General features: G+C 52.5%; 21 protein-coding genes. 10 read left to right on the forward strand and 11 right to left on the reverse strand.

Going from position 1 to position 24,363, the window contains the following annotated elements:
• The first annotated feature begins 96 nt into the window (after positions 1–96).
• The 4 genes from alr to OGX98_RS00325 all read left to right on the forward strand — a co-directional run bounded on the left by alr (position 97) and on the right by OGX98_RS00325 (position 3,939).
• Positions 97–1,176, forward strand: a complete 1,080-nt coding sequence (gene alr / locus OGX98_RS00310) for an alanine racemase (RefSeq protein WP_045438557.1) — start codon at positions 97–99, stop codon at positions 1,174–1,176.
• A gap of 131 nt (positions 1,177–1,307) precedes the next feature.
• The gene (tyrB, locus tag OGX98_RS00315; RefSeq protein ID WP_286594678.1) at positions 1,308–2,501 is read left to right on the forward strand and encodes an aromatic amino acid transaminase; all 1,194 of its coding nucleotides are present in this window, start codon (positions 1,308–1,310) and stop codon (positions 2,499–2,501) included.
• 246 nt (positions 2,502–2,747) lie between these two features.
• A complete protein-coding gene (gene aphA / locus OGX98_RS00320) occupies positions 2,748–3,461 on the forward strand; it encodes an acid phosphatase AphA (protein WP_048222439.1) in 714 nt (237 codons plus the stop codon).
• 127 nt (positions 3,462–3,588) lie between these two features.
• Positions 3,589–3,939, forward strand: a complete 351-nt coding sequence (locus OGX98_RS00325; protein WP_045438566.1) for an MmcQ/YjbR family DNA-binding protein — start codon at positions 3,589–3,591, stop codon at positions 3,937–3,939.
• 42 nt (positions 3,940–3,981) lie between these two features.
• Here the strand turns inward: OGX98_RS00325 and uvrA are convergent, their stop codons facing one another.
• Positions 3,982–6,804: an excinuclease ABC subunit UvrA gene (gene uvrA, locus OGX98_RS00330; protein ID WP_045438569.1), complete on the reverse strand. Its 2,823-nt coding sequence runs from the start codon at positions 6,802–6,804 to the stop codon at positions 3,982–3,984.
• A gap of 251 nt (positions 6,805–7,055) precedes the next feature.
• On the opposite strand from uvrA, the gene ssb1 reads away from it, so the two are divergent.
• The gene (ssb1, locus tag OGX98_RS00335) at positions 7,056–7,589 is read left to right on the forward strand and encodes a single-stranded DNA-binding protein SSB1 (protein ID WP_045438572.1); all 534 of its coding nucleotides are present in this window, start codon (positions 7,056–7,058) and stop codon (positions 7,587–7,589) included.
• Positions 7,590–7,685: 96 nt separating this feature from the next.
• On the opposite strand, the gene fecE is transcribed toward ssb1, so the two are convergent.
• From fecE to OGX98_RS00375, 8 genes are all read right to left on the reverse strand, one after another.
• Entirely contained in the window at positions 7,686–8,453 is a 768-nt protein-coding gene (gene fecE, locus OGX98_RS00340; protein WP_286594680.1) for a Fe(3+) dicitrate ABC transporter ATP-binding protein FecE, read from the reverse strand.
• Entirely contained in the window at positions 8,454–9,410 is a 957-nt protein-coding gene (fecD, locus tag OGX98_RS00345) for a Fe(3+) dicitrate ABC transporter permease subunit FecD (protein WP_284097395.1), read from the reverse strand.
• Positions 9,407–10,405 carry an iron-dicitrate ABC transporter permease FecC gene (fecC, locus tag OGX98_RS00350; protein WP_286594681.1) on the reverse strand — a complete coding sequence of 333 codons (999 nt, stop codon included), beginning with the start codon at positions 10,403–10,405 and terminating at the stop codon, positions 9,407–9,409. Before fecC ends, fecD begins: the two co-directional genes overlap by 4 nt.
• Positions 10,402–11,304 carry a Fe(3+) dicitrate ABC transporter substrate-binding protein FecB gene (locus OGX98_RS00355; protein WP_286594682.1) on the reverse strand — a complete coding sequence of 301 codons (903 nt, stop codon included), beginning with the start codon at positions 11,302–11,304 and terminating at the stop codon, positions 10,402–10,404. The genes fecC and OGX98_RS00355 overlap by 4 nt, the downstream gene beginning before the upstream one ends.
• A 225-nt stretch (positions 11,305–11,529) precedes the next feature.
• Positions 11,530–13,845: a TonB-dependent Fe(3+) dicitrate receptor FecA gene (gene fecA / locus OGX98_RS00360; RefSeq protein WP_045438582.1), complete on the reverse strand. Its 2,316-nt coding sequence runs from the start codon at positions 13,843–13,845 to the stop codon at positions 11,530–11,532.
• Positions 13,846–13,939: 94 nt separating this feature from the next.
• Positions 13,940–14,896 (reverse strand): ferric citrate uptake sigma factor regulator FecR, encoded by a 957-nt coding sequence (fecR, locus tag OGX98_RS00365; RefSeq protein ID WP_286594683.1) that lies wholly within the window; start codon positions 14,894–14,896, stop codon positions 13,940–13,942.
• Complete coding sequence (gene fecI, locus OGX98_RS00370; protein ID WP_045438588.1) at positions 14,893–15,411, reverse strand: ferric citrate uptake sigma factor FecI; 519 nt, start codon at positions 15,409–15,411, stop codon at positions 14,893–14,895. The genes fecR and fecI overlap by 4 nt, the downstream gene beginning before the upstream one ends.
• A 152-nt stretch (positions 15,412–15,563) precedes the next feature.
• Positions 15,564–15,845, reverse strand: a complete 282-nt coding sequence (locus tag OGX98_RS00375; protein WP_045438590.1) for a YjcB family protein — start codon at positions 15,843–15,845, stop codon at positions 15,564–15,566.
• Positions 15,846–16,394: 549 nt separating this feature from the next.
• On the opposite strand from OGX98_RS00375, the gene pdeC reads away from it, so the two are divergent.
• Entirely contained in the window at positions 16,395–17,981 is a 1,587-nt protein-coding gene (pdeC, locus tag OGX98_RS00380) for a cyclic di-3',5'-guanosine monophosphate phosphodiesterase PdeC (RefSeq protein WP_048222417.1), read from the forward strand.
• A 2-nt stretch (positions 17,982–17,983) separates the two neighbouring features.
• Here pdeC and soxS read toward each other — a convergent pair whose 3' ends face one another.
• Complete coding sequence (soxS, locus tag OGX98_RS00385; RefSeq protein ID WP_045438598.1) at positions 17,984–18,307, reverse strand: superoxide response transcriptional regulator SoxS; 324 nt, start codon at positions 18,305–18,307, stop codon at positions 17,984–17,986.
• Between the two features lie 86 nt (positions 18,308–18,393).
• Between soxS and soxR the strand changes: the two genes are divergently transcribed.
• From soxR to OGX98_RS00405, 4 genes are all read left to right on the forward strand, one after another.
• Positions 18,394–18,852 carry a redox-sensitive transcriptional activator SoxR gene (soxR, locus tag OGX98_RS00390; RefSeq protein WP_045438603.1) on the forward strand — a complete coding sequence of 153 codons (459 nt, stop codon included), beginning with the start codon at positions 18,394–18,396 and terminating at the stop codon, positions 18,850–18,852.
• Between the two features lie 628 nt (positions 18,853–19,480).
• Positions 19,481–20,830, forward strand: a complete 1,350-nt coding sequence (gene ghxP, locus OGX98_RS00395) for a guanine/hypoxanthine transporter GhxP (RefSeq protein ID WP_048222415.1) — start codon at positions 19,481–19,483, stop codon at positions 20,828–20,830.
• A gap of 158 nt (positions 20,831–20,988) precedes the next feature.
• On the forward strand, positions 20,989–22,635 hold the full coding sequence (locus OGX98_RS00400) for a Na+/H+ antiporter (protein WP_045438610.1): 1,647 nt from the start codon (positions 20,989–20,991) through the stop codon (positions 22,633–22,635).
• Between the two features lie 229 nt (positions 22,636–22,864).
• Complete coding sequence (locus OGX98_RS00405) at positions 22,865–23,356, forward strand: REP-associated tyrosine transposase (RefSeq protein WP_225760368.1); 492 nt, start codon at positions 22,865–22,867, stop codon at positions 23,354–23,356.
• Positions 23,357–23,433: 77 nt separating this feature from the next.
• On the opposite strand, the gene OGX98_RS00410 is transcribed toward OGX98_RS00405, so the two are convergent.
• Positions 23,434–24,324 carry a LysR family transcriptional regulator gene (locus tag OGX98_RS00410; RefSeq protein ID WP_045438614.1) on the reverse strand — a complete coding sequence of 297 codons (891 nt, stop codon included), beginning with the start codon at positions 24,322–24,324 and terminating at the stop codon, positions 23,434–23,436.
• Between the last annotated feature and the right edge of the window lie 39 nt (positions 24,325–24,363).

Here is a 24,363-nt window from a genome sequence, read left to right on the forward strand (position 1 = left end):
CGTACTTTAGTACGCTCTGGTGGCTGAGCGTTTGCCGCACCCAAACTCGCTGCACCAATAACACCAAATTCCAGACACATAATTCAAGGAACACAAATGCAAGCGGCAACTGTAGTCATTAACCGCCGCGCTCTGCGACACAACCTGCAACGTCTGCGTGAACTGGCGCCTGCCAGCAAACTGGTTGCGGTCGTGAAAGCGAACGCTTACGGACACGGTCTGTTAGAGACCGCGCGAACGCTCCCCGATGCGGACGCTTTTGGTGTCGCTCGTCTTGAAGAAGCCCTGCGGCTGCGCGCGGGAGGGATCACGCAACCCATCCTGCTGCTGGAGGGGTTTTTCGATGCAGCCGATCTGCCGACTATCTCCGCACAGCGTCTGCATACCGCCGTGCACAACCAGGAACAACTTGATGCCCTGGAAGCGGCAGAACTGGCTGAACCGGTCACCGTATGGATGAAGCTCGACACCGGAATGCACCGTCTGGGCGTACGCCCTGAGCAGGCCGAGGCCTTTTATCAGCGTTTAACGCAGTGTGAAAACGTGCGTCAGCCGGTCAATATTGTTAGCCACTTTGCTCGTGCAGATGAACCCGAGTGCGGTGCAACCGAAAAGCAGCTCGATATCTTCAATAGCTTCTGTGAAGGCAAGCCGGGCCAGCGTTCTATCGCCGCTTCTGGCGGCATCCTGTTGTGGCCACAGTCTCACTTCGACTGGGCGCGTCCGGGGTTGATTCTGTATGGTGTATCACCGTTGGAAAATCACTCCACAGGTGCAGATTTCGGCTGCAAGCCGGTGATGTCACTCACCTCCAGCCTGATTGCGGTACGCGAACATAAAGCAGGAGAACCTGTTGGTTACGGCGGAACGTGGCTCAGTGAGCGCGACACGCGTCTGGGCGTCGTGGCGATGGGGTATGGAGACGGTTATCCGCGTGCGGCTCCTTCTGGTACGCCAGTACTGGTTAATGGTCGGGAAGTGCCGATAGTCGGGCGCGTTGCGATGGATATGATTTGCGTTGATTTAGGCCCTGATGCGCAGGATAAAGCTGGCAACCCGGTGATCCTGTGGGGTGATGGCCTGCCGGTTGAGCGTATTGCTGAAATGACAAAAGTAAGTGCTTACGAACTTATCACGCGCCTGACGTCAAGAGTAGCGATGAAGTACGTGGACTAAATTTGGTTATAAGCCGGATAAGGCGGTTCCGCCGCCATCCGGCAATATTCCCCTCAACATCCTCTCGATCTTCTCTCACTTCCGGTTTATTGTGTCTTTATCCCCTGCCTGTAAACCTGGAGAACCATCGCGTGTTCCAAAAAGTTGACGCCTACGCTGGCGACCCGATTTTATCGCTCATGGAGCGTTTCCAAGAAGATTCACGTAGCGACAAAGTGAACCTCAGTATCGGCCTGTATTACAACGAAGACGGGATTATTCCTGAGCTTAAAGCCGTAGTTGAAGCGGAAGCGCGGCTTAATGCTAAGCCACATGGTGCTTCCCTGTACCTGCCAATGGAAGGGTTGAATAGCTATCGCCATACTATCGGAAAACTGCTGTTTGGCGCAGAACACCCGATTCTCCAGCAACAGCGTGTAGCGACGATTCAGACTCTGGGGGGCTCGGGCGCGTTAAAAGTGGGCGCTGATTTCCTGAAACGCTATTTTCCTGATTCTGGCGTGTGGGTCAGCGATCCGACGTGGGAAAACCATATCGCAATTTTTGAAGGCGCCGGGTTCGAAGTCAGTACTTACCCTTGGTATGACAATACAACCAATGGTGTGCGTTTCAACGATCTGCTAGCCACGCTCAATACCTTACCGGCGCGCAGCATTGTGCTGCTGCATCCGTGCTGTCATAACCCAACCGGTGCAGATCTGACTCATGCTCAGTGGGATACGGTCATCGAGATACTGAAAGCACGCGACCTGATCCCGTTTCTGGATATTGCCTATCAAGGTTTTGGCGCCGGAATGGATGATGATGCCTACGCGATCCGCGCTATTGCCAGCGCCGGATTGCCTGCTCTGGTCGGCAATTCGTTCTCAAAAATTTTCTCACTGTATGGCGAGCGTGTCGGCGGGCTTTCCGTTGTCTGTGAAGATGCTGAGACGGCAAGTCGCGTACTGGGACAGTTAAAAGCCACCGTTCGTCGTAACTATTCCAGTCCGCCGAACTTTGGTGCTCAGGTTGTTGCTGCCGTACTGGGGGATGATGAGCTCAGAGCCAGTTGGCTGGCTGAAGTAGAGGGTATGCGTACCCGTATCCAGGCGATGCGTCAGGAACTGGTCAACGTTCTTAATACTGAGATCCCTGGTCGCGATTTTGATTATCTGCTGCAACAGCGCGGTATGTTCAGCTATACCGGACTGAGCGCAGCCCAGGTTGATCGTCTGCGTGATGAGTTTGGTGTTTACCTGATTGCCAGCGGTCGTATGTGTGTGGCCGGTCTGAACCACAGTAACGTTCAGCGCGTGGCGAAGGCGTTTGCTGCGGTAATGTAATATTTTTTTACCGAAACACGTAGGTCAGATAATGGCAACACCATCAGGTTTTGTGTGCCAGACGGTAGCGTAAATACCTTATCTGGCCTACGTGACATGCCTCTATTCATATGTGATCGTTCTCTTTTTCTGTAACAAAACCAGATAAAGCCCTTCCTTTCCCCCCCCTCAGGGGGTAAGGTCAGATAGCTTTTTGACCAGTTGTTAATAAAAAAATCATAACTAACTGACTAATTAGGGAAAAATATGCGCAAGATTTCTTTGGCACTGAGTGCCGTTTGTTTATTGTTCACGTTAAACCATTCCGCCCAGGCTTTAGTTTCTTCTCCCTCTCAGCTTAATCCAGGCACTAACGTTGCAAAACTTGCTGAGCAGGCTCCTATTCATTGGGTTTCTGTCGCACAAATTGAAAATAGTCTGACTGGTCGTCCGCCGATGGCTGTCGGATTTGATATTGATGATACGGTTCTCTTTTCCAGCCCGGGATTCTGGCGTGGCAAAAAAACGTACTCCCCGGACAGCGAGGATTACCTGAAGAATCCGGCCTTCTGGGAGAAAATGAATAATGGCTGGGATGAGTTCAGTATCCCGAAAGAAGTGGCGCGACAGCTTATTGATATGCACGTGCGTCGCGGCGACAGCATCTTTTTTGTGACCGGGCGTAGCCAGACCAAAACCGAAACGGTTTCTAAAACGCTGTCCGACAACTTCCATATTCCACCCGCCAATATGAATCCGGTTATCTTCGCGGGTGACAAACCCGGACAGAACACCAAAACGCAGTGGTTGCAGGATAAAAACATCCGTATGTATTACGGCGATTCCGACAATGACATCACTGCGGCCCGTGAGGTCGGTATTCGCGGTATTCGCATTTTACGTGCTTCCAACTCCACCTATAAACCGTTGCCACAGGCTGGAGGGTTTGGTGAAGAGGTGATCGTGAACTCCGAGTACTAAGGAGCCGCTTTTTCGATTGCTGTTTTTTTAAACAAATTTGCGTTACTGGCTTTTACCTTTCGCTGACTTGCTGCACACTGAGTAAAAGATGTTCTCATCAGGCGATATGCTGGTAAGGGGAATAAAAATGACGAATTCGGAGTTGCTGCAATACTGCATGGCAAAAACAGGTGCGGAGCAGAGCGTCCACAGTGACTGGAAAGCCACACAAATTAAAGTCGAAGATGTGCTTTTTGCCATGGTAAAAGAGGTGGAAGGTCGCCCGGCGGTGTCTCTGAAAACCAGCCCTGAACTGGCAGAGTTATTACGTCAGCAGCATAGTGACGTAAGGCCAAGCAGACATCTGAATAAAGCGCACTGGAGCACGGTATATCTGGATGGCTCGTTACCGGATTCTCAGATTTACTATCTGGTCGATGCCTCCTGGCAACAGGCCGTAAACACGCTGCCGGAAGATAAGCGCAAACTGCTGGCGTAAATTTGCCGCTCCCTGATGATTCAGGAAGCGGCATTCGCGCAATTACAGCATGGGTTTGAGGAATCGGGCCGTGTGCGAAGCTTCACACTCGGCAACCGTTTCTGGCGTACCGGAGACGAGAATTTCGCCGCCGCCGCTCCCGCCTTCCGGTCCGAGGTCCACAATCCAGTCCGCGGTTTTAATCACGTCCAGGTTATGCTCAATGACTACGATGGTGTTGCCCTGATCTCTGAGCTGGTGCAGTACGTCCAGTAACTGCTGAATATCTGCAAAATGCAGACCTGTGGTCGGCTCATCCAGAATATACAACGTCTGGCCGGTTCCGCGTTTTGACAGCTCGCGTGCCAGTTTCACGCGCTGCGCCTCACCACCGGAGAGCGTTGTCGCGGACTGACCCAGACGAATGTAGGTCAAACCAACGTCCATCAACGTTTGCAGCTTACGCGCCAGCGCTGGAACGGCATCAAAGAACTCGCGGGCTTCTTCGATAGTCATATCCAGCACTTCGTGGATGGTCTTGCCCTTGTACTTAATCTCCAGCGTTTCACGGTTATAGCGCTTGCCTTTGCACTGGTCGCACGGCACGTAGATATCCGGCAGGAAGTGCATTTCGACTTTGATTACGCCGTCGCCCTGGCAGGCTTCGCAGCGTCCACCGCGCACGTTAAAGCTAAAGCGACCCGGCGTATAGCCGCGCGCGCGTGATTCCGGTACGCCAGCAAACAGTTCGCGCACGGGCGTAAACACGCCAGTATAGGTCGCCGGGTTAGAACGCGGCGTACGACCAATCGGGCTTTGGTCAATATCGATAACTTTGTCGAAATGTTCCAGTCCCTGAATATCGCGATACGGCGCGGGTTCCGCCAGTGTTGCGCCATTAAGCTGGGTCTGGGCAATCGGGAACAGCGTGTCGTTAATCAGCGTCGATTTACCCGAACCGGAAACGCCGGTAATACACGTGAACAGGCCAACTGGCAGCGTCAGGGTGACATCTTTCAGGTTGTTGCCGCGTGCGCCGGTTAACTTCAGCACTTTTTCTGGATCGGCCGCAACGCGCTGTTTCGGCACTTCAATCTTGCGCTTGCCACTCATGTACTGGCCGGTCAGTGACTCAGGTACTGCCATGATGTCGTCCAGCGTTCCTTCCGCGACCACCTGTCCACCGTGGACACCGGCGCCAGGACCGATATCAATAACGTGATCGGCGGCGCGAATAGCATCTTCATCGTGTTCCACCACTATCACGGTATTACCCAGATTGCGCAGATGGATAAGCGTACCTAACAGGCGTTCGTTATCGCGCTGATGCAGACCGATGGACGGTTCATCCAGCACGTACATTACGCCCACCAGGCCTGCGCCGATCTGGCTTGCCAGACGGATGCGCTGGGCTTCGCCACCGGAGAGCGTTTCGGCTGAACGGGACAGCGTCAGGTAGTTCAGACCGACGTTAACCAGGAACTTGAGACGGTCGCCAATCTCTTTGAGGATTTTCTCTGCGATCTTCGCCCGCTGGCCCGCGAGCTTGAGATTGTTGAAAAAGTCCATCGCATGGCCGATGCTCATGTCGGAAATGGCGGGCAGCGGTGTGTTCTCAACGAATACATGGCGTGCTTCACGACGTAAACGTGTTCCTTCACAGCTGGCACAAGGCCGGTTGCTGATGAATTTTGCGAGTTCTTCACGTACCGCACTGGATTCCGTCTCTTTATAGCGACGTTCCATATTGTGCAATACGCCTTCGAACGGATGGCGGCGTACTGATGTATCGCCGCGATCGTTCATATATTTGAATTCAATGTTTTCTTTGCCGGAACCGTATAAGACCACTTTGTGAACGGCAGGATTCAGGCTGGCCCATGGCGCTTCCACATCAAACTTGTAGTGTTCCGCCAGCGACTTGAGCATCTGAAAGTAGTAGAAGTTACGGCGGTCCCATCCGCGAATAGCCCCGCCTGCCAGCGACAGTTCAGGGTTCTGAATCACCCGATCGGGATCGAAATACTGCTGTACGCCGAGACCGTCACAGGTTGGACACGCACCAGCCGGGTTGTTGAACGAGAACAGGCGCGGTTCCAGTTCGCGCATGCTGTAGCCGCAAATCGGACAGGCAAAGTTGGCGGAGAAGAGCAACTCTTCCGCTTTTGGGTTGTCCATATCGGCAACTATCGCTGTGCCGCCGGAAAGCTCCAGCGCGGTCTCAAAAGATTCCGCCAGACGCTGAGAGAGGTCGTCGCGCACTTTGAAACGATCAATCACCACTTCGATGGTGTGTTTCTTCTGCAACTCCAGCTTAGGTGGATCGGAAAGGTCGCACACCTCACCGTCAATTCGCGCACGGATATAACCCTGGCCTGCCAGATTTTCCAGCGTTTTGGTGTGCTCACCTTTACGCTCTTTAATTACTGGTGCCAGCAGCATCAGACGCTTGCCTTCCGGCTGCGACAGGACATTATCAACCATCTGGCTAACGGTTTGTGCTGCCAGTGGGACGTCGTGGTCCGGGCAGCGCGGTTCACCGACGCGGGCAAACAGCAGGCGCAGATAGTCGTGAATTTCGGTAATGGTGCCTACCGTGGATCGCGGGTTGTGGGATGTCGATTTTTGTTCAATTGAGATGGCAGGAGACAGCCCCTCAATGTGGTCGACATCCGGTTTTTCCATCAGCGACAGAAACTGACGCGCGTACGCGGAAAGGGATTCAACGTAACGGCGCTGCCCTTCGGCATATAACGTGTCGAAAGCAAGCGAGGATTTGCCTGAGCCCGAAAGCCCGGTGACGACAATCAGCTTGTCGCGCGGGATGACGAGGTTGATGTTTTTGAGATTATGGGTGCGGGCGCCCCGAACTTCGATCTTATCCATTCATCTTTCCCGGATTAAACGCTTTTTTGCCTGGCTGCATGGTGCTACCGGCGATCACAAACGGTTAATTATGACACAACCTAACCTGAATGGATATACAGTATTGGAATGCAAAACGCAGGTGTCTGTGCAACAATGTCTGGCTGAGGTTGTTTACTGGAATCGACCTCCCAACGTAGTAAAAGCGCTATTGGAAATGCTACAATCCCGCGCTTACACTTATTAAGAAACGTTTTTCAGGAGACACGATCATGGCCAGCAGAGGCGTAAACAAGGTGATTCTCGTCGGTAATCTGGGCCAGGACCCGGAAGTACGCTATATGCCGAATGGTGGCGCAGTTGCCAACATTACGCTGGCTACTTCCGAATCCTGGCGTGATAAAGCGACCGGTGAGATGAAAGAGCAGACTGAATGGCACCGCGTTGTGCTGTTTGGCAAACTGGCAGAAGTTGCCAGCGAATATCTGCGTAAAGGTTCTCAGGTCTACATCGAAGGTCAGCTGCGTACCCGCAAATGGACCGATCAGTCTGGCGTAGAAAAGTACACCACTGAAGTGGTCGTAAACGTAGGCGGCACCATGCAAATGCTGGGTGGCCGTCAGGGTGGTGGCGCTCCTGCTGGTGGTAACGCGGGTGGTGGTCAGCAGGGTGGTTGGGGTCAGCCTCAACAGCCGCAGGGTGGCAATCAGTTTAGCGGCGGTGCTCAGTCTCGTCCGCAGCAGTCAGCTCCGGCAGCACCGTCTAACGAACCGCCGATGGACTTTGACGACGACATCCCGTTCTAAGCATTCTGCTAAAAAGGCCCGTAAAGGGCCTTTTTTGTTTCGGGAAACGTAAAATGTCCGGCTCGATTGCATCCCAAATCTCTGCCCTTGAAAGTATTACACCACCACGCACATCGGCCTTCCTGATATTGGCTCCGGGTGGATCTCTGCTTCCACGCTAAACACTCTTTTTAGCATTTCCGGCTGCATTACCACTTCTGGTGTTCCCTGCGCCGTCACGCGACCATTTGCCAGCACGACGAGGTGATCGCAATAGCGGCTCGCCTGATTCAGATCGTGCAGTACCGTCACTACCGTTTTTCCCTGCGCCTTGAGCTCGTCCATCAACCGCATTAGTTCGACCTGATGATTAATATCCAGCCAGGTCGTCGGCTCATCAAGCAACACGACAGGAGTGTCCTGCGCCAGCATCATGGCCAGAAATGCTCGCTGGCGCTGACCGCCAGACAGCTCGGTTAAACGTCTGTCTGCCAGAGCATGCATCTGCGTTTTCTCCATTGCAACGTTGACCCGGGAATGATCTCCGATAGAAAGTCGTCCCCATAAGGAAAGCCAGGGGCTGCGACCGTAACTCACCAACTCCCGGACGGTGATCCCCTCAGGAGTAAGGTGATGTTGGGGTAGCAGCGCCAGACGTTGGGCTAACTGGCGTGATGACAGGCTGTCAATCGGCTGGTCGTCGAGCATCACGGTACCCGATGTTGGGATGAGCAGACGCGAAAAGCAGTTCAACAGAGTTGATTTTCCGCAGCCGTTTGGTCCCAGTAGTGCGGTAATTTTCCCTGACGGCAGTGCGAGCGTAAGTCCGTCCAGAACCTGGCGAGTACCATAGTTGACGGTCAGATTTTCGGTATGTAATTTCATTTAACGCATTCTCACAAGCAGCCAGACAAAACATGGTGCGCCGATGATGGCTGTCAGTACCCCTGCAGGAAGCTCCAGCGGGGGATGGATAATTCGCGCCAGCAGATCGGCGACCAGCAACAGCAAAGCGCCAGTTAGCGCGGAAACTGGCAGCAGCCAGCGATGGCGACCGCCGGTCATTTTGCGCACCATGTGTGGCACCACCAGACCAATAAAACTGATTGGTCCACAAACGGCTACTCCGGTTGCGGCCATCGCCACCGCCAGCATTAGCCCGCAAAATTTTACGCGCGGAACGGCCACGCCAAGCGTCGCCGCGCGCGCATCGCCCAGTGCCAGCAGGTCGAGGTCGCGGCAAAAACGCAGGCTAAGGGGAAGAAACACCGCCAGCAATGGCACCGCGATTTTTACAAACGTCCAGTCGCGCCCCCACAAACTTCCGGTGAGCCACAACAAAGCACTGTTTACATCCTGCGGATGTGAAAGCATCAGGTAATCCGTCATGCTCGCCCAGCAGGCGGAAAGCGCCACGCCTGTTAACGCCAGCCGCATTGGCTGCGTGGTATCGGCCAGTATGCGTAGCAGCAACAACGCTGCAATGCCGCCGCCAAATGCCAGTAGCGGCAGAAAAATTGCTGGCAGCGAGGGCAGTAACAGCAATCCACTCACTGCCGCAAGACTGGCCGCATGGTTGACGCCGAGAATGTCCGGTGAGGCCAGCGGGTTGCGTACAATGCCTTGTACCAGCACGCCAGAAACCGCTAACGCGGCACCAACGAATATCGCCAGAATCAGTCTTGGCAGACGGTATTCCATCAATACGTAATAGTGTGTGCTGTCGGGACGCCAGTCAGTCAGCAGTGCTCGCCAGGGAACAGGGATCATCCCCATCTGTAGCGACAGCGAGGCGAATACCAGCAGAGCCAGCGCAATCAACATCACCAGGGAGGTTCTCATCCGCGCCTCCTGACCAGCCAGACAAAACACGGTGCGCCGATTAGCGCCAGCACTGCACCGGCAGGTAAATCACCAGGAAAGGCCAGGGCGCGGGCCAAAACGTCAGCCAGCAGCATGAACGTAGCACCCAACAACATGCTCATAGGCAGAACCTTGCGCTGATCGTACCCAATCCAGAATCGTGCCAGATGTGGCATCAGCAGACCGACAAATGCCACGGGGCCCGCCACGCTGACGCAGGCACCGACTAACGCCAGTACCAGAATATTGATGGTAAATCGCAATTTCGGCAGATTTACTCCCAACGTGTGGGCGGTACTATCCCCTATATTCAGCAAGTTAAGCTGGGTTGCCAGCAGCAGGATCGCCGGCGCTGCTATCGCCACAATCGGGAACAGATGCCAGAAATCCTGCCAGCGAACATGTGACACACCGCCAGCCAGCCAGTAAAAAATGCCCCAGGTATGATCTTCAGCCAGCAGTAGCGTGATCCGGGTGAATGCCATACAAAAGGCGGAAAGCGCGATCCCGGCGAGGATCAGCCGGTTTCGCTCCTGTGTATGACGAAAACCGCCTCCGGCGATCATGACCAGCATCCAACTTATACCACCACCACAGGTTGCGACGATGGCAAGTGGATATCCTGCCACTGGCGTGGGATTGAGGGCGCTGGTGAGCGCCATTGCCAGCGCGGCACCGCTGTTGATACTGAGCAGGGAAGGCGAGGCCAGTGGGTTATGGGTCAGGGTTTGCAGTAGCGATCCGGCTAGCGCCAGGCTTGCTCCCACCAGAATCGCGACCAGGCTTCTGGGTAAGCGGAGATTGTGGACCAGCGTTTGCGGGAGCGTCAGCGTATGGCCGGGGATCAACGTGCCTAAAGCATCCATACCGGAAACAGGGATGGCTGAGTAGCAAAACAGACTCAGCCAGAAAATAGCGATAAGCGCCGCAGCGGGAATACCCCACAACAGCGCTGGATGTTTAGGGTAAGTCATTTCATATCGTCAACTGACTGGTGCTGAAAGACCTTTACCGTATCGCTGGCAATGCGCTCGGCAGCAAAAATGCCGCGCATTCTGGCCCAGGCATTACTGTCAACGGCGGCAATTTGCTGTTTTTTCACCGCATCAAGCATTTGCCACAATGAGTCCTGTTGCCAGCGTTTAACGATACTTTCCTCGCGATAGTGTGCCACCAGCAGCCATGACGGATTGATCGCCAGGAGTTGTTCAAGGCCTATCGAGGGGATGGGCGCACCTGCGATTGCTGGGGGGACGTTCAGGCCCAGAGCCGTTAATACGCCCCCGGTATAGGTCTCGCTGGAGTGCAGATTGAACTGCTGTTCGCGAGAGGTTCCAAATACCACGCTGGCCCCTTGCGGGAGAAGTTCGGCCCATTGAGCCATCTTCTGGCGATGTTGTTCCAGTCGTGCGGTCATCTGCTCTTTCTTACCGACAATATTCCCGATAATTGCGGCTGATTGCAGATTTTCTGCGTAGGTTTCGTTGCGGGATTTAAGCAACAGAACCGGGGCGATCTGCTGTAATGCACTATAGATGCCAGCGTGGCGGTGGCTGTCGGCAATAATCAGGTCTGGCTTCAGGGCGCTGATAGCCTCCAGACTTGGCTGGGCGCGCGTACCGACAGATTGCCAGGGTTTTAGATGCGCGCGAACCTCCGGAAGAATGCGGCCCGCATCACCATCATCGGCAATCCCCACCGGACTTATCTCCACCGCGGCCAGCGCATCGGCAAACGACAGTTCCAGCACCACAATCCGCTGTGGTGTTTTGTCGAGTGTAAAAGAGCCATGTTCATCCTGAACCGTGGCGGCAAAGGTGTGGCTGGCTACCAGCATCAGACCTGCAAATAGAAAACGAAAATATGCCAACATATGTACTCCCGGAGCCGGATAGCGCAGTGTTTTCTGGCCTGCATTGGTGTACCTGCAGGCCAGATGAGTGTTTATACCCGTCATTCTTCAAGCTGGTTGGGTGTTGGCTGCCCTTACTCACCCCAGTCACTTACTTGTGTAAGCTCCAGGGGCTTCGCTCTGTTGCCGCCTACAAGCAACTCGAATTATTTGGGGTATACGTCGCTCTCGGAAAAAGAACCCTTATCAGAACTTCAGCGAGCCTTGCAGGTACAGCGTGCGGGGCTGTCCGGTGTAGATACCTTTGTTGTTATCGTCATACGAGCGGGTGTAGTACTCATGGTCGAAAATGTTCTTCACACCGAATGCCAGATTCAGGTCTGCCATTTGTGGGCCGAAGTCATACGCCACGCGAGCTCCCCACAGCATATAGCCGGGGATCCGTCCGGTGCTGCCGTCTGCGCTCTCTTTCTCAGTGTTTGCATTATCTGCAAACTGGCTGGACTGGAAATCGCTGTTCAGGTTGAAGGTCCAGCTACCCGGCTTGTAATCCACACCGAGCGTGCCTTTATGTTTCGGCGAGAAAGGAACCTGGTTGCCGTAGGTATCGCCTTTTTCACGAATTTCGGCGTTTACATAGGCGTAGTTTGCATAGATGGATACGTTATCGAACGTGGGCGTCAGGCTGCCGAGATCGTAACGAGCCTGAGTTTCCAGGCCGGTATGGCGCGTTTTGCCGCGTGCGGTAACGGTGTCATTGGTTTGGTTAGAGTCGTACTGATTATTAAAGTTAATCAGGAACAACCCCATTTCCGCCGTTAACGCTCCGCCGTCGTATCGGGTTCCGAGCTCCCAGGTTCGCGCTTTTTCCGGTTCCACGTTGCCGCTTTCCACAGCCTTGCCAATTTGGCTGTACTGTACGGTGCCGAATGAGCCTTCTGTGTTGGCATAGAGATTCCAGCTGTCTGTAAGATGATAGAGAACGTTCAATGCCGGAAGCGGAGCGTTATAGCTCACTTCCTGATGTGTTTTTTTGATGTTGTTGTTCTGATACGACTCGATATGCTCAAAACGCATACCTGGCGTAATGGTCCAGTTGCCGATATCAATTCTGTCATCCAGATACCAGGCATGCGCTTCAGTACCGGAGCGGGTATCACGATCGTGTGGGCTGGATGTTGAAGGTAACTGCCCACTCGCTGCTGCGCTGAAATAGCGCATCTCATGCGTTGATTCGTTGACATAGCGATAACCTACACCGACTTCATGCGCGGAAGAGCCGATCATAAAGCTCTGGCTGTAGCGTGGTTCAATGCCGCGAACCCAGTAGTAACGTGGCGAAAGCGTGAGATTTTTTCCCTGATCCAGAAAACCGCTACGCAGGGTTTGTGTATAAAAGCCCTGGATATTGAATTTATGTTGGCTGTCCGGCTGGAACTGGTACCCGAGGCTGGCCAGTTTTCTGCGGCCCCAGAAGCGATCATATGGACGGGTGGATTGCCAGCGGTCGGCGTCATAGTCGGCGCGAGACAGTCCACCAGGCATGTCGGCTTCACCATCGTAGTATTGCAAAAGACTATTGAATGAGTGGACTTCGTTCGGCGAATATTTGCTTTTTAGCATGATATCGTCGATACGGGTGGCGCTGTGTTCACGCCAGTCACTACCACGGGTGCCGGAATAGAGCAGAGCAGAGCCGAAGCCGTTATCTGCCGTGCCGCCAATCATCAGATTGTGCGTTTCTTTCGGATTATTTTGTGATGAGGTTGGACTCAGTTGCCCCTCCGTCCCGGCTTCAATACCGAAGTCTTGTGGGATCGCGCGGGTGACGAAGTTCACTACGCCGCCGACACTTTGCGGTCCATAGCGCACCGCGCCGCCGCCGCGAACCACATCAATGGCATCCATATTGCCCAGAGAGACCGGTGCTAGCGAGAGTTGTGGTTGACCGTAGGGGGCAAACGGAACGGGGATGCCGTCCATAAGCACCGTTGAACGGCTTGCCAGGCGTGGGTTGAGGCCGCGAATGCCGAAGTTCATTGCCAGATCGTGGCTGCCGGTACCGTTATTTTCTGGGGCGTTGACGCCAGGAATACGGTTAAGCGCTTCGCGCATTGTCGTTGCACCGGTTTTGATAAAATCATCGCGGCGGATAACGTCACGTGCTCCGGCATGTTCAAAGACGTCGTTTTCACGGGCATCGCCCAGCCAGTCGCCGACCACAGTCAATGAGTCTTCAGTCGCAACGGGGGCGGGTTCCAGCGTCCAGGTGTTATCTCCGAGCGATTTCTCCTGCAGGCCACTGCCTTTTAATAGCGCATGCAGACCCTCGTCGAGATTAAAGTCCCCTTGCAGACCATCGCTGTGTTTGCCGCGCGTCAGCGAGGCATCAACCGACAGAATAATACCGCTGCGCGTAGCGTACTGGTTCAGCGCTTTGTCTAAATCCCCTGCGGCAATATTAAATTGTGTCGCGATTGCAGGGAGCGAAGCCAGCCCGGCGAGCGGGAGCAGGCTTAAACGAATCCACATCCCCAGAGATGCTGTGTTATGAAAGGCCATCACGTCTCCATCATATTATTTTGTATTTTCATTAATGAAGTCGAACGACCAGAGGAAAAGGGACAATGGAAATGATAATTTTTTTCGTTATCGTTTAACTGATGGGGCTGAGAGTGACCCAATAGCGGGTAACAAACTGAATTTTAACGGGGAGTGTTTTGGCTATCGCATTCAGCACTGCATCAGTATTTCCTAATGGAAAAGTTCCTGTCAGACGTAATCCGGCGATGGCAGGATCGCAGCGCAGAATGCCGGGGCGATAGCGAGAGAGAGTGGTAATAACGTCTTCCAGTGGTTTGTCGCTGAAGCTGAGCACGCCTTGCGTCCAACTCGCTGATTCGTTATTAAGCGGCTGTACATGACCAAATTGTGATGCGCTGAAAACCAGCATTTCACCCTGCTGGATCACCCGTATTTGGTGGGGATCGCTGGCAAGACGCACTTCAACCGCATGCTGATGGACGCTAAGGTGCGTTTCATCGCTCAGTTGGGTAACAGTAAATTCTGTACCCAGTGCGGTGAGTTGCCCCTGACGCGTCTGTACACGGAAGGGGCGCTGTAGATCATCTTTCCCGGTGGTAATTGCAATTTCACCGTACCACAGGCGTACCAGGCGTTGCTGATCGTCAAATTTTACGTTTACTGCGCTGTCGGTATTCAGTGAAAGTAGAGTGCCATCTTGCAGTTTTTGTCGCTGGATTTGCCCTTTCGCGGTCCGGTAATCCGCGCGTAACCCTTCCCCTGTTTCTGAGTGCCAGAGCGACCAGCCGCTTCCTGCACAGGCGAGGATCAGCAAGCCTTTCAGCACATGGCGACGAGTCAGGCGGGTATCATTCAACGTCCGACTGGCAAGGTTTCCTGGTACGCTGTTCATCTGGCAACGCAGATTTTCAACCTGCTGCCATGCCCACTGGTGATCTCTGTCCTGTTCATACCATTGTTGCCAGCGGGCTTCCTGCTGAGGGCTGACACGTTCACCGGTCAGTACAGCGTACCAGTGAGAGGCTGAACGTAATGCCTGGCGACGGGAATCGGTAAGTGTTGTTTTCACAGGTCGTGCTCCAGACGGAACAGCAGGCAGTGCTCAGTGGCTTTAGCGACGTACTTTTTCACCGAGCTTACCGATACGCTCAGTCGCTGCGCGATATCGCTATAAGTAAGACCATCGAGTTGAGAAAGCAGGAAGGCATATCTGGCTTTGGTGCTCAGTCCGTCCAGCATCTGGTCAACAAGTTGTAACGTTTCAAGATGAGACTGCTTTTCTTCTGCAGAAGGTGCCAGCGCTTCGGGTAACTGTGCGAGCATCTCCAGATACGCTCTTTCCAGTGCATTACGGCGGAACAGGTCGATCATTACCCGCTTAGCGATGGTGCATAAAAATGATTTTGGATCGCGAATGGCGGCGAGTGACTCACCATTGATAACACGTAGAAAAGTATCCTGAGCGACATCATCGGCATCGAATGCTGATTGTAATTTTCGCGTCAGCCAGTGGGTTAACCAACCGTGATGCGCACGGTACAACGATTCAAACGAGAGAGGGGCGCACTGAGCAGGATTAGACATGGCCGATAGTTTCAACAGTTAATCATCACGGCGGCATGTTAATATGAGAATGGTTATCATTTCAATGTTGGCGGAGGAATTTGTACATGAGAGAGAATAATTGACTGATTTTGTGGGTAATAAAAAGCCTCCATGCAGGAGGCTCATTGGGGTCAGGTCAGTACCATCGGCCAGTCTGGTGGTGTATGGCTCATTACTTCCACCATTACAGATTCGATGTTCTTCCAGATAGCAGAGACATCCACCAGAGTGATACCAAGTAATCCGGTCGCAAACCAGCAGGCAAAAACAACCCCTAAACCGCTGCTGATGACAGCCAGACCAATATAATCTGATTTACGAAACCGAATATTGAGCATACTGGCTAAAAACATGAGCACCGCGCTGAGCAGTTGCCACCGCAGAAGAACCACGCCAGTTGTTATTGTTGCCATGAAAAATGTCCTCAGAAAATCTGATGCCCAGGACAGCGCGGGGGGATTCACAGGGGGTGTGGCTCTCTGGCTATCGACGGGCATTTACATGAATGAAACGTTGTTTCTGTTACATGATTTTTGTGAACTATATCACATGTGCTCGTTTGTTCACCAGTGTTGAACGCTATTTTTGTCGGCTTATAGCCATGCTAAAATTGTGGTTATATTGAGAGCGAGCAGATAATAAAGTATTCACAATATAAGATGCATTCATACTGCCTGTTATCTTTATCCTAAATTAATCTTTAAATTTTTTAATGTGTTTTTTTTATGCAGCCAGTATTACGCCCATAAAACATTACGACTTCTGGATAATGTTGTTCCTGAATAAGCTAAACTCTAAGTTTGGCTTACGGAAAAATAATATCATCATCAACTAATATCAGACTTTTACATAGAGAAGTCTGTTGCTAATACTGATAGATTCATGCAACTTAGCTAGCTGGTGTTTATAGCATCCTGCCTTGATGGGTACTGGCATATACGATACAGGGAAATAGGGCTGACATGACTCACAGTGCGCGACGCAAGACGCTGAGGCTCCTCGGAACGTTCATGGTGGTAATGCTCCCCGTGGTACTGGCGTTATGGTTTGCTCACTTGAGGGCAATGTCCGAAACCCGCAATCAACTCCGCTCTTTTGCTCAACTGGTGTTAAATAAAACGGAACTGGTGATCCAGCAGGCTGATTTAGCTCGCGATATGGCCCAACTGTATCAAGGGAAGATGTGTACCCCTGAACATCAGAAAAGCATGCTGAATATTATTCGCGGTCGCTTATATATCAGTGAGCTAATTTATGCGCAGGCTGATCGTTTTTTGTGCTCCACATCGTTAGTACCCCCTGCCTCGTATATTATGCCGACCGCTGACTATAAGCGTACACCGGACATCTCCATCTATTACTATCGCGATACGCCTTTTTTCTCCGGCTACAGAATGACGTATATGCAAAGGGGAAACTACGTTGTCGTTATCAATCCATTATCTTACAGCGAGGTAATGTCAGACGATCCAGGTCTGGCCTGGGGAGTATATGATACGGTTACGGATTCCTTCTTCTCTGCAAGTGAAGGGGTAAACGTTGCGCAATTATTGCCGTTGGTGCGCGGCGCAGCCTCTACGTTCCAGCAAGGTAATCGCTTCTATACCATCGTTCGTTCTGAAAAGCGGCCAATTGCGATTATTGTGTCGACGACAGGCGATCGCGTAATTCAAAATTTCTATCATGAAGCTGCGTTAACACTTCCCTTCGGGGCAATTAGCAGCATTCTGATACTGTTAATGTGGTGGCGTACGCGTCAGCAATACTACTCTCCCCGCCGCCTGTTAAAACGCGCGATCAAAAAACGTCAGCTTTGTCTGCATTACCAGCCAATCATTGATATCAAAAATGGTAAATGCGTCGGGGCCGAAGCTTTGCTGCGCTGGCCTGGCGGAAAAGGTGAAGTAATGAGTCCGACAGAATTTATTCCGCTGGCAGAAAAAGAGGGAATGATAGAGAAGATCACGGATTACGTGGTGGAAGAAGTGTTCAACGATCTGGGCTATTTTTTATCGGCGCACCCTCAGCTTTATATCTCAATAAACCTTTCCGCTTCTGATTTTCATTCATCCCGACTGATTGCCTTAATTGCCGATAAAACACGCGAGTATTCGGTGCAAGCGCAGCAGATTAAAGTTGAGGTGACTGAACGCGGATTTATTGATGTGCATAAAATGACCCCGGTCATCCAGGCATTTCGTCAGGCGGGTTATGAAGTCGCGTTTGATGATTTTGGTACGGGGTATTCCAACCTGCATAACCTGTCTTCATTGAATGTTGATATTCTGAAGATCGATAAATCTTTTATCAGTACGCTAGCCACCAATAGCACCAGCCACCTGATTGCGGAACATATCATCGAGATGGCACAAAGTTTACATCTGAAAACTATTGCAGAAGGTGTAGAAACGTCGGAGCAGATCAAGTGGCTGCTGGAGCGCGGCGTACAGTACTGTCAGGGATGGTACTTCGCGAAGGCGTTGCCGCCACAGGAATTCATGCACTGGCTCCAGCGATCGCCCGCCATACTGTCGCAAAGCGGGCAATAATCTTACAGGCGATGACGGTAGTCGCTGGGAGTACGATCAAACTCGCGGCGGAACACGCGTGAGAACGTTTGTTGCGATACATAACCCAGATCCATCGCGATATCAAAAATAGGCCGCTCGGTGTTACGCAACTCGACAGCGGCCAGCAGAAGTCGACGCTGACGGATATAGTCGCCCAGCGTCTGACGCATCACCGTGCGGAACATCCGCTGTAAATACCACTTCGAATAGCCTGATTTTTTCGCGACCACCTCAATATTCAGCGGTTGGTCGATATGTTCATCAATCCATTCAATAAGGGTCTGAATAATTTGCTGATGGGACATATAGTTGCCTCTTGCTCAGTGTTCGATTCGTCGTTTTGTCTGTGGGCGAGTATAATTCCTCAAGTTAACTTGAGGTAAAGCGATTTATGGAAAAGAAATTACCCCGCATAAAAGCTCTGCTAACGCCTGGTGAAGTCGCAAAACGTAGCGGTGTGGCGGTATCAACTTTGCATTTCTATGAAAGCAAAGGCTTAATCAGTAGCATGCGCAATAGCGGCAATCAGCGTCGATATAAACGTGATGTGCTGCGCTATGTCGCGATTATCAAGATTGCTCAGCGCATAGGTATTCCGCTGGCGACGATTGGCGACGCGTTCGGTGTCTTGCCAGAAGGGCACTCGCTTAGTGCGAAAGAGTGGAAGCAACTCTCGTCGCAATGGCGTGAGGAACTGGATCGACGCATTCATACCCTGGTGGCGTTACGAGATGAGCTGGACGGCTGCATTGGTTGTGGTTGTTTGTCGCGCAGCGATTGTCCGTTGCGTAACCCAGGCGATCAGCTTGGTGAGCAGGGGACAGGGGCGCGATTGCTGGAAGATGATTGATGTGAAATATACGATGGGCATATCCCTTAAACAACATGAAGTATGACGGGGATAAAACTAAAGCGCCACAGAGGGCGCTTTAGTTTGGTTCCGGTCTTTGTCTTTCACTCTATCCCGCTGGTTCACGGGAGGGTTTCCCCCGACATCAACACCCCTCAGTCGAGCACATTAGGGGAGGTTCCGGCTTGTGTTGATAAGTTAATTGTAAGCCAGTTCAGGGTATTTGCCAGTGTATTGAGGGTTTTTTCGCCTAAAAATTTCCCACAACTCCACCAATTTTTCTGCGTAACTTTGCGTCCAAAACAAAACGATTGTTGCGACAACTCAGCGAAATTTGTTGCCAGATTGCGCATTGACGATAACGTTTGCGCATCGACTGTCTATTTCTTGTACGTTATAAGAAGAAATGAGTAAAAACTGGCAAAGTTCAGTTGAAAACCGTCGTATGATCGCTGGATAATCGTTTGCTTTTTTTTACCACCCGTCTTTTTATGCGCGGAGCTAAACGTTTGCTTTTTTGCGACACCCCTATTGACGCAAACCTGGCACATGGAGAAAACGTTTAGCAGGCAGTGGATTGTCCATCACGCATAGGGACGAAAAAATAAACTCTCAGGGGATGTTTTCTATGTCTACGCCTTCAGCGCGTACCGGCGGTTCACTCGACGCCTGGTTTAAAATTTCACACCGTGGCAGTACCGTCCGTCAGGAAGTCGTTGCCGGATTAACGACGTTCCTGGCGATGGTCTACTCTGTTATCGTGGTTCCAGGAATGCTGGGTAAAGCCGGGTTCCCGCCTGCTGCTGTATTTGTGGCGACCTGTCTGGTGGCAGGGGTTGGTTCGATTGTGATGGGCCTGTGGGCAAACCTACCGCTGGCTATTGGTTGCGCCATTTCGTTAACGGCATTTACTGCATTCAGCCTGGTTCTGGGACAGCATATCAGCGTGCCTGTCGCGCTGGGTGCGGTGTTCCTGATGGGGGTCCTGTTTACCATCATTTCTGCAACCGGTATTCGTAGCTGGATCCTGCGCAACCTGCCACAAGGTGTTGCGCACGGCACCGGTATTGGTATCGGCCTGTTCCTGCTGCTGATTGCGGCAAACGGTGTTGGTCTGGTCATTAAGAATCCGCTGGATGGTCTGCCGGTTGCCCTGGGTGACTTCGATACCTTCCCGGTCATTATGTCGCTGATTGGTCTGGCGGTGATTATTGGCCTTGAAAAACTGAAAGTACCAGGCGGCATTTTACTGACCATTATTGGTATTTCCGTGGTCGGCCTGATTTTCGACCCCACCGTACACTTTTCCGGTATTTTCGCTATGCCTTCTCTGAGCGATGCTGAAGGTAATTCGCTGATTGGTAGCCTGGATATTATGGGCGCACTGAACCCTGTCGTCCTGCCGAGCGTGCTGGCGCTGGTGATGACTGCAGTCTTCGATGCGACGGGTACTATCCGTGCCGTGGCCGGGCAGGCGAATCTGCTGGACAAAGACGGGCAGATTATTGATGGTGGCAAAGCGTTAACCACCGACTCCCTGAGCAGCGTGTTCTCCGGTTTGGTGGGCGCAGCACCGGCGGCGGTGTACATTGAATCCGCAGCAGGTACGGCGGCTGGCGGTAAAACTGGTCTGACGGCGATCACCGTCGGCGTTTTATTCCTGCTGATCCTGTTCCTCTCTCCGCTCTCTTATCTTGTTCCTGCTTATGCAACGGCTCCAGCACTGATGTACGTCGGTCTGTTGATGCTGAGCAATGTGGCGAAAATCGACTTCGCTGATTTTGTTGATGCGATGGCGGGTCTGGTGACAGCCGTGTTCATCGTGCTGACCTGTAACATCGTTACCGGCATTATGATTGGCTTTGCCACGCTGGTTATTGGTCGTATCGTTTCTGGTGAATGGCGCAAGCTAAACATTGGGACCGTGGTGATTGCTGTAGCGCTGGTAGTCTTCTACGCAGGCGGTTGGGCTATCTGATCCTGATACGCTGATGATCCTGAAAACGGGTGGCTTTTGCCGCCCGTTTTTATTTTCAGAACACATCTCGTTGTCTTTTGCGTTACTCTGAAGTAGATAGAATTGAGGCACGACGCTTCTCGTCACATATCATAAGAAACATCGCAAACAGGGAACGCATGGAAATCTTCTTCACCATACTTATCATGACCCTTGTGGTCTCGTTGTCGGGGGTATTAACTCGCGTATTGCCCTTTCAGGTCCCTTTACCTCTCATGCAGATCGCCATTGGCGCCTCGCTGGCATGGCCGACGTTTGGTTTGCATGTGGAGTTCGACCCCGAACTGTTTCTGGTTCTGTTCATCCCTCCTTTGTTGTTTGCCGACGGCTGGAAAACGCCAACGCGTGAGTTTCTCGAGCACGGTCGGGAGATCTTCGGCCTGGCGCTGGCGCTCGTTCTGGTCACGGTTATCGGGATTGGTTTTATGATTTACTGGCTGGTGCCGGGAATTCCGCTGATCCCCGCTTTCGCACTGGCTGCCGTGTTGTCGCCAACCGATGCCGTCGCGCTTTCCGGCATTGTCGGTGAAGGGCGTATACCGAAGAAAATCATGGGTATCCTGCAGGGTGAAGCGTTAATGAACGACGCTTCTGGCCTGGTATCGCTGAAATTTGCCGTCGCTGTGGCAATGGGCACGATGGTGTTTACCGTCGGCGGTGCGACGGTTGAGTTCTTCAAGGTAGCGATTGGCGGTATCCTGGCCGGTTTTGTTGTCAGTTGGTTGTACGGCCGCTCTCTGCGTTTTCTCAGCCGCTGGGGCGGTGATGAGCCAGCAACGCAAATCGTCCTGCTGTTCCTGCTGCCGTTTGCTTCTTACCTGATTGCTGAACACATTGGCGTATCCGGGATCCTTGCCGCGGTCGCTGCCGGGATGACGATTACCCGTTCTGGCGTAATGCGGCGCGCGCCTCTGGCGATGCGTTTACGTGCTAACAGCACCTGGGCAATGCTGGAGTTCGTCTTTAACGGCATGGTATTCCTGCTGTTAGGGCTGCAGTTGCCAGGAATCCTGGAATCGTCGCTGGTGGCGGCAGAAGCCGATCCAAACGTCGAAACCTGGATGTTGTTTACTGATATCGTCCTGATTTATGTCGCGCTGATGCTGGTGCGTTTTGGCTGGCTGTGGACGATGAAAAAATTCAGCATGCGCTTCCTGAAGAAGAAGCCGATGGAGTTTGGCTCCTGGACGACGCGTGAAATCCTGATCGCGTCCTTTGCCGGCGTGCGTGGTGCAATCACACTGGCTGGTGTGCTCTCTATTCCGTTACTGCTGCCGGATGGTAGCGGCTTCCCGGCGCGTTATGAATTAGTATTTCTTGCTGCTGGCGTCATTCTGTTCTCGCTGTTTGTTGGCGTGGTGATGCTGCCAATTCTGCTGCAACATCTCGAAGTGGCCGATCACTCTCAGCAACTGAAAGAAGAGCGCATTGCCCGTGCGGCGACGGCCGAAGTGGCGATTGTCGCCATCCAGAAAATGGAAGAGCGTTTGGCTGCGGATACCGAAGAGAATATTGATAATCAGTTGCTGACTGAGGTGAGCTCCCGCGTTATTGGTAATTTGCGTAGACGTGCCGATGGGCGAAACGATGTAGAAAGCTCCATGCAGGAAGAGAACCTGGAACGGCGCTTCCGTCTGGCGGCACTGCGTTCAGAGCGGGCGGAGCTGTACCATCTGCGTGCTACGCGTGAGATCAGCAATGAAACGTTGCAGAAGCTACTGCACGATCTGGATTTGCTGGAAGCGCTGTTAATCGAGAACCAATAAACGGTTGTGCCTGATGGCGCTACGCTTATCAGGCCTACAAACCGGCAATACCGATGTAGGCCGGATAAGGCGTTAAGCCGCATCCGGCGAAGGTTGTGCCTGGTGGCGCACAGCTTCCAGGACTGCAAAAAAATTATTCATCGTGTAATTTGCGAGCGGCTTTCCTGAACGAATCCATCCTTCTTGTCGATTCCCTCTTTTCTCCGTACGGTTGAGGAAAGGGGGAAACATGTCCAACTATCGACGAAATTACATCCATGGAGGCACCTGGTTTTTTACGGTGAACTTGCAGGACCGTCGAAGCTATCTTCTGACAGCCAACATTCACGCGCTTCGGTGTGCAATCGCTACGGTTAAAAAGGCTAGGCCATTTCAGATCAATGCGTGGGTCGTATTACCAGAGCATATGCATTGCATATGGACGTTACCTGGCAATGATGCGGATTTTTCCTCCCGCTGGCGGGAAATTAAGAAGCATTTCACTCGCTCATTGTCTGCACGACATATCTGGCAATCTCGCTTTTGGGAGCACACCATCCGTGATGAGCACGATTATCGCCAGCATGTTGATTATATTTACATTAACCCGGTGAAGCACGGTTGGGTAAAGCAGGTACAGGCATGGCCTTTTTCAACATTCCATCGTGATGTGAGGAATGGTTTGTACCCACAAAATTGGGCTGGTGAAATAATGGATTTTAATGCGGGCGAACGTGCCTGATGGCGCTACGCTTATCCGGCCTACGAATCGGCAATACTGATGTAGGCCGGATAAGGCGTTAAGCCGCATCCGGCAATTTATGACTCTTGCGTTAACCAAAACCCTTCGCAACATTTCAGCCACGCCTGGGCGCTGTGCGACAGATACACGCCTTCACGCCAAATCATGCCCAACTGCCAGCGTAAATTACTTTCCAGCGGGATCCAGCGCAGCGTCTGCTTATCCAGCCGCTGGCAGATCGGCTCTGGCAAAATAGCGATCCCGACCCCGGCTTGCACCATCGCCGCCAGAAAGTCCCACTGCCCGCTACGCACCGCGATTCGCGGCTTAACGTTGTGCTGATTAAACAGTTCAAGTAGCTGACGGCTGAGAGCAAAATCTTCGTTGTAGATCAGTAACGGATGCTCAGCCAGTGCTTCGGGTGAAATGGAATCGCAGGTTGTCCACTGGCCGGATCGTGGCACAAGTACGCAGAGTGGGTGGCTGAAAAGCGGTAAGGTTGCCAGTCCGCTCTCTTCTTCGACCGGTAGCGCCGTCATTGCCACGTCCAGATCGCCATTCATCACTGCCTGCTGGACGGTTAAGCCGCCAAATTCAGATACCTTCAGTTCCACGCCGGGATAGCGCTGGCGAAACAGGCTGATTGGCCCCGCCATAAGCATGCCGACCATCGGGGGGATCCCGAGTCGCAGGATCCCTTTATTGAGATGGTTAATGTCGCTGAGTTCTGCTTCGAGTTGCCGAAATTCGGCCAGGATCGCCAGACCACGCTCAAACACCACCTGTCCGGTGTCGGTCAACAACAGCCGACGTCCGTCACGAATTAACAGCGTGCAATTAAGCTCGTCTTCAAGGTTCTTCAACATTTTGCTGATGGTGGGTTGGGTGACAAAGAGCTTCTCCGCTGCGCGGGTGAAACTCTGCTGACGTACTACCTCAACAAAATATCGCAGCGTTCTGATATCCATGATTATTCCTTAAGACTATGCCTGCAATGAGTTTAATTC

The sequence above is a fragment of the Citrobacter sp. Cm046 genome (assembly GCF_030333065.1).
GTDB classification, from domain to species: Bacteria; Pseudomonadota; Gammaproteobacteria; order Enterobacterales; family Enterobacteriaceae; genus Citrobacter; species Citrobacter murliniae.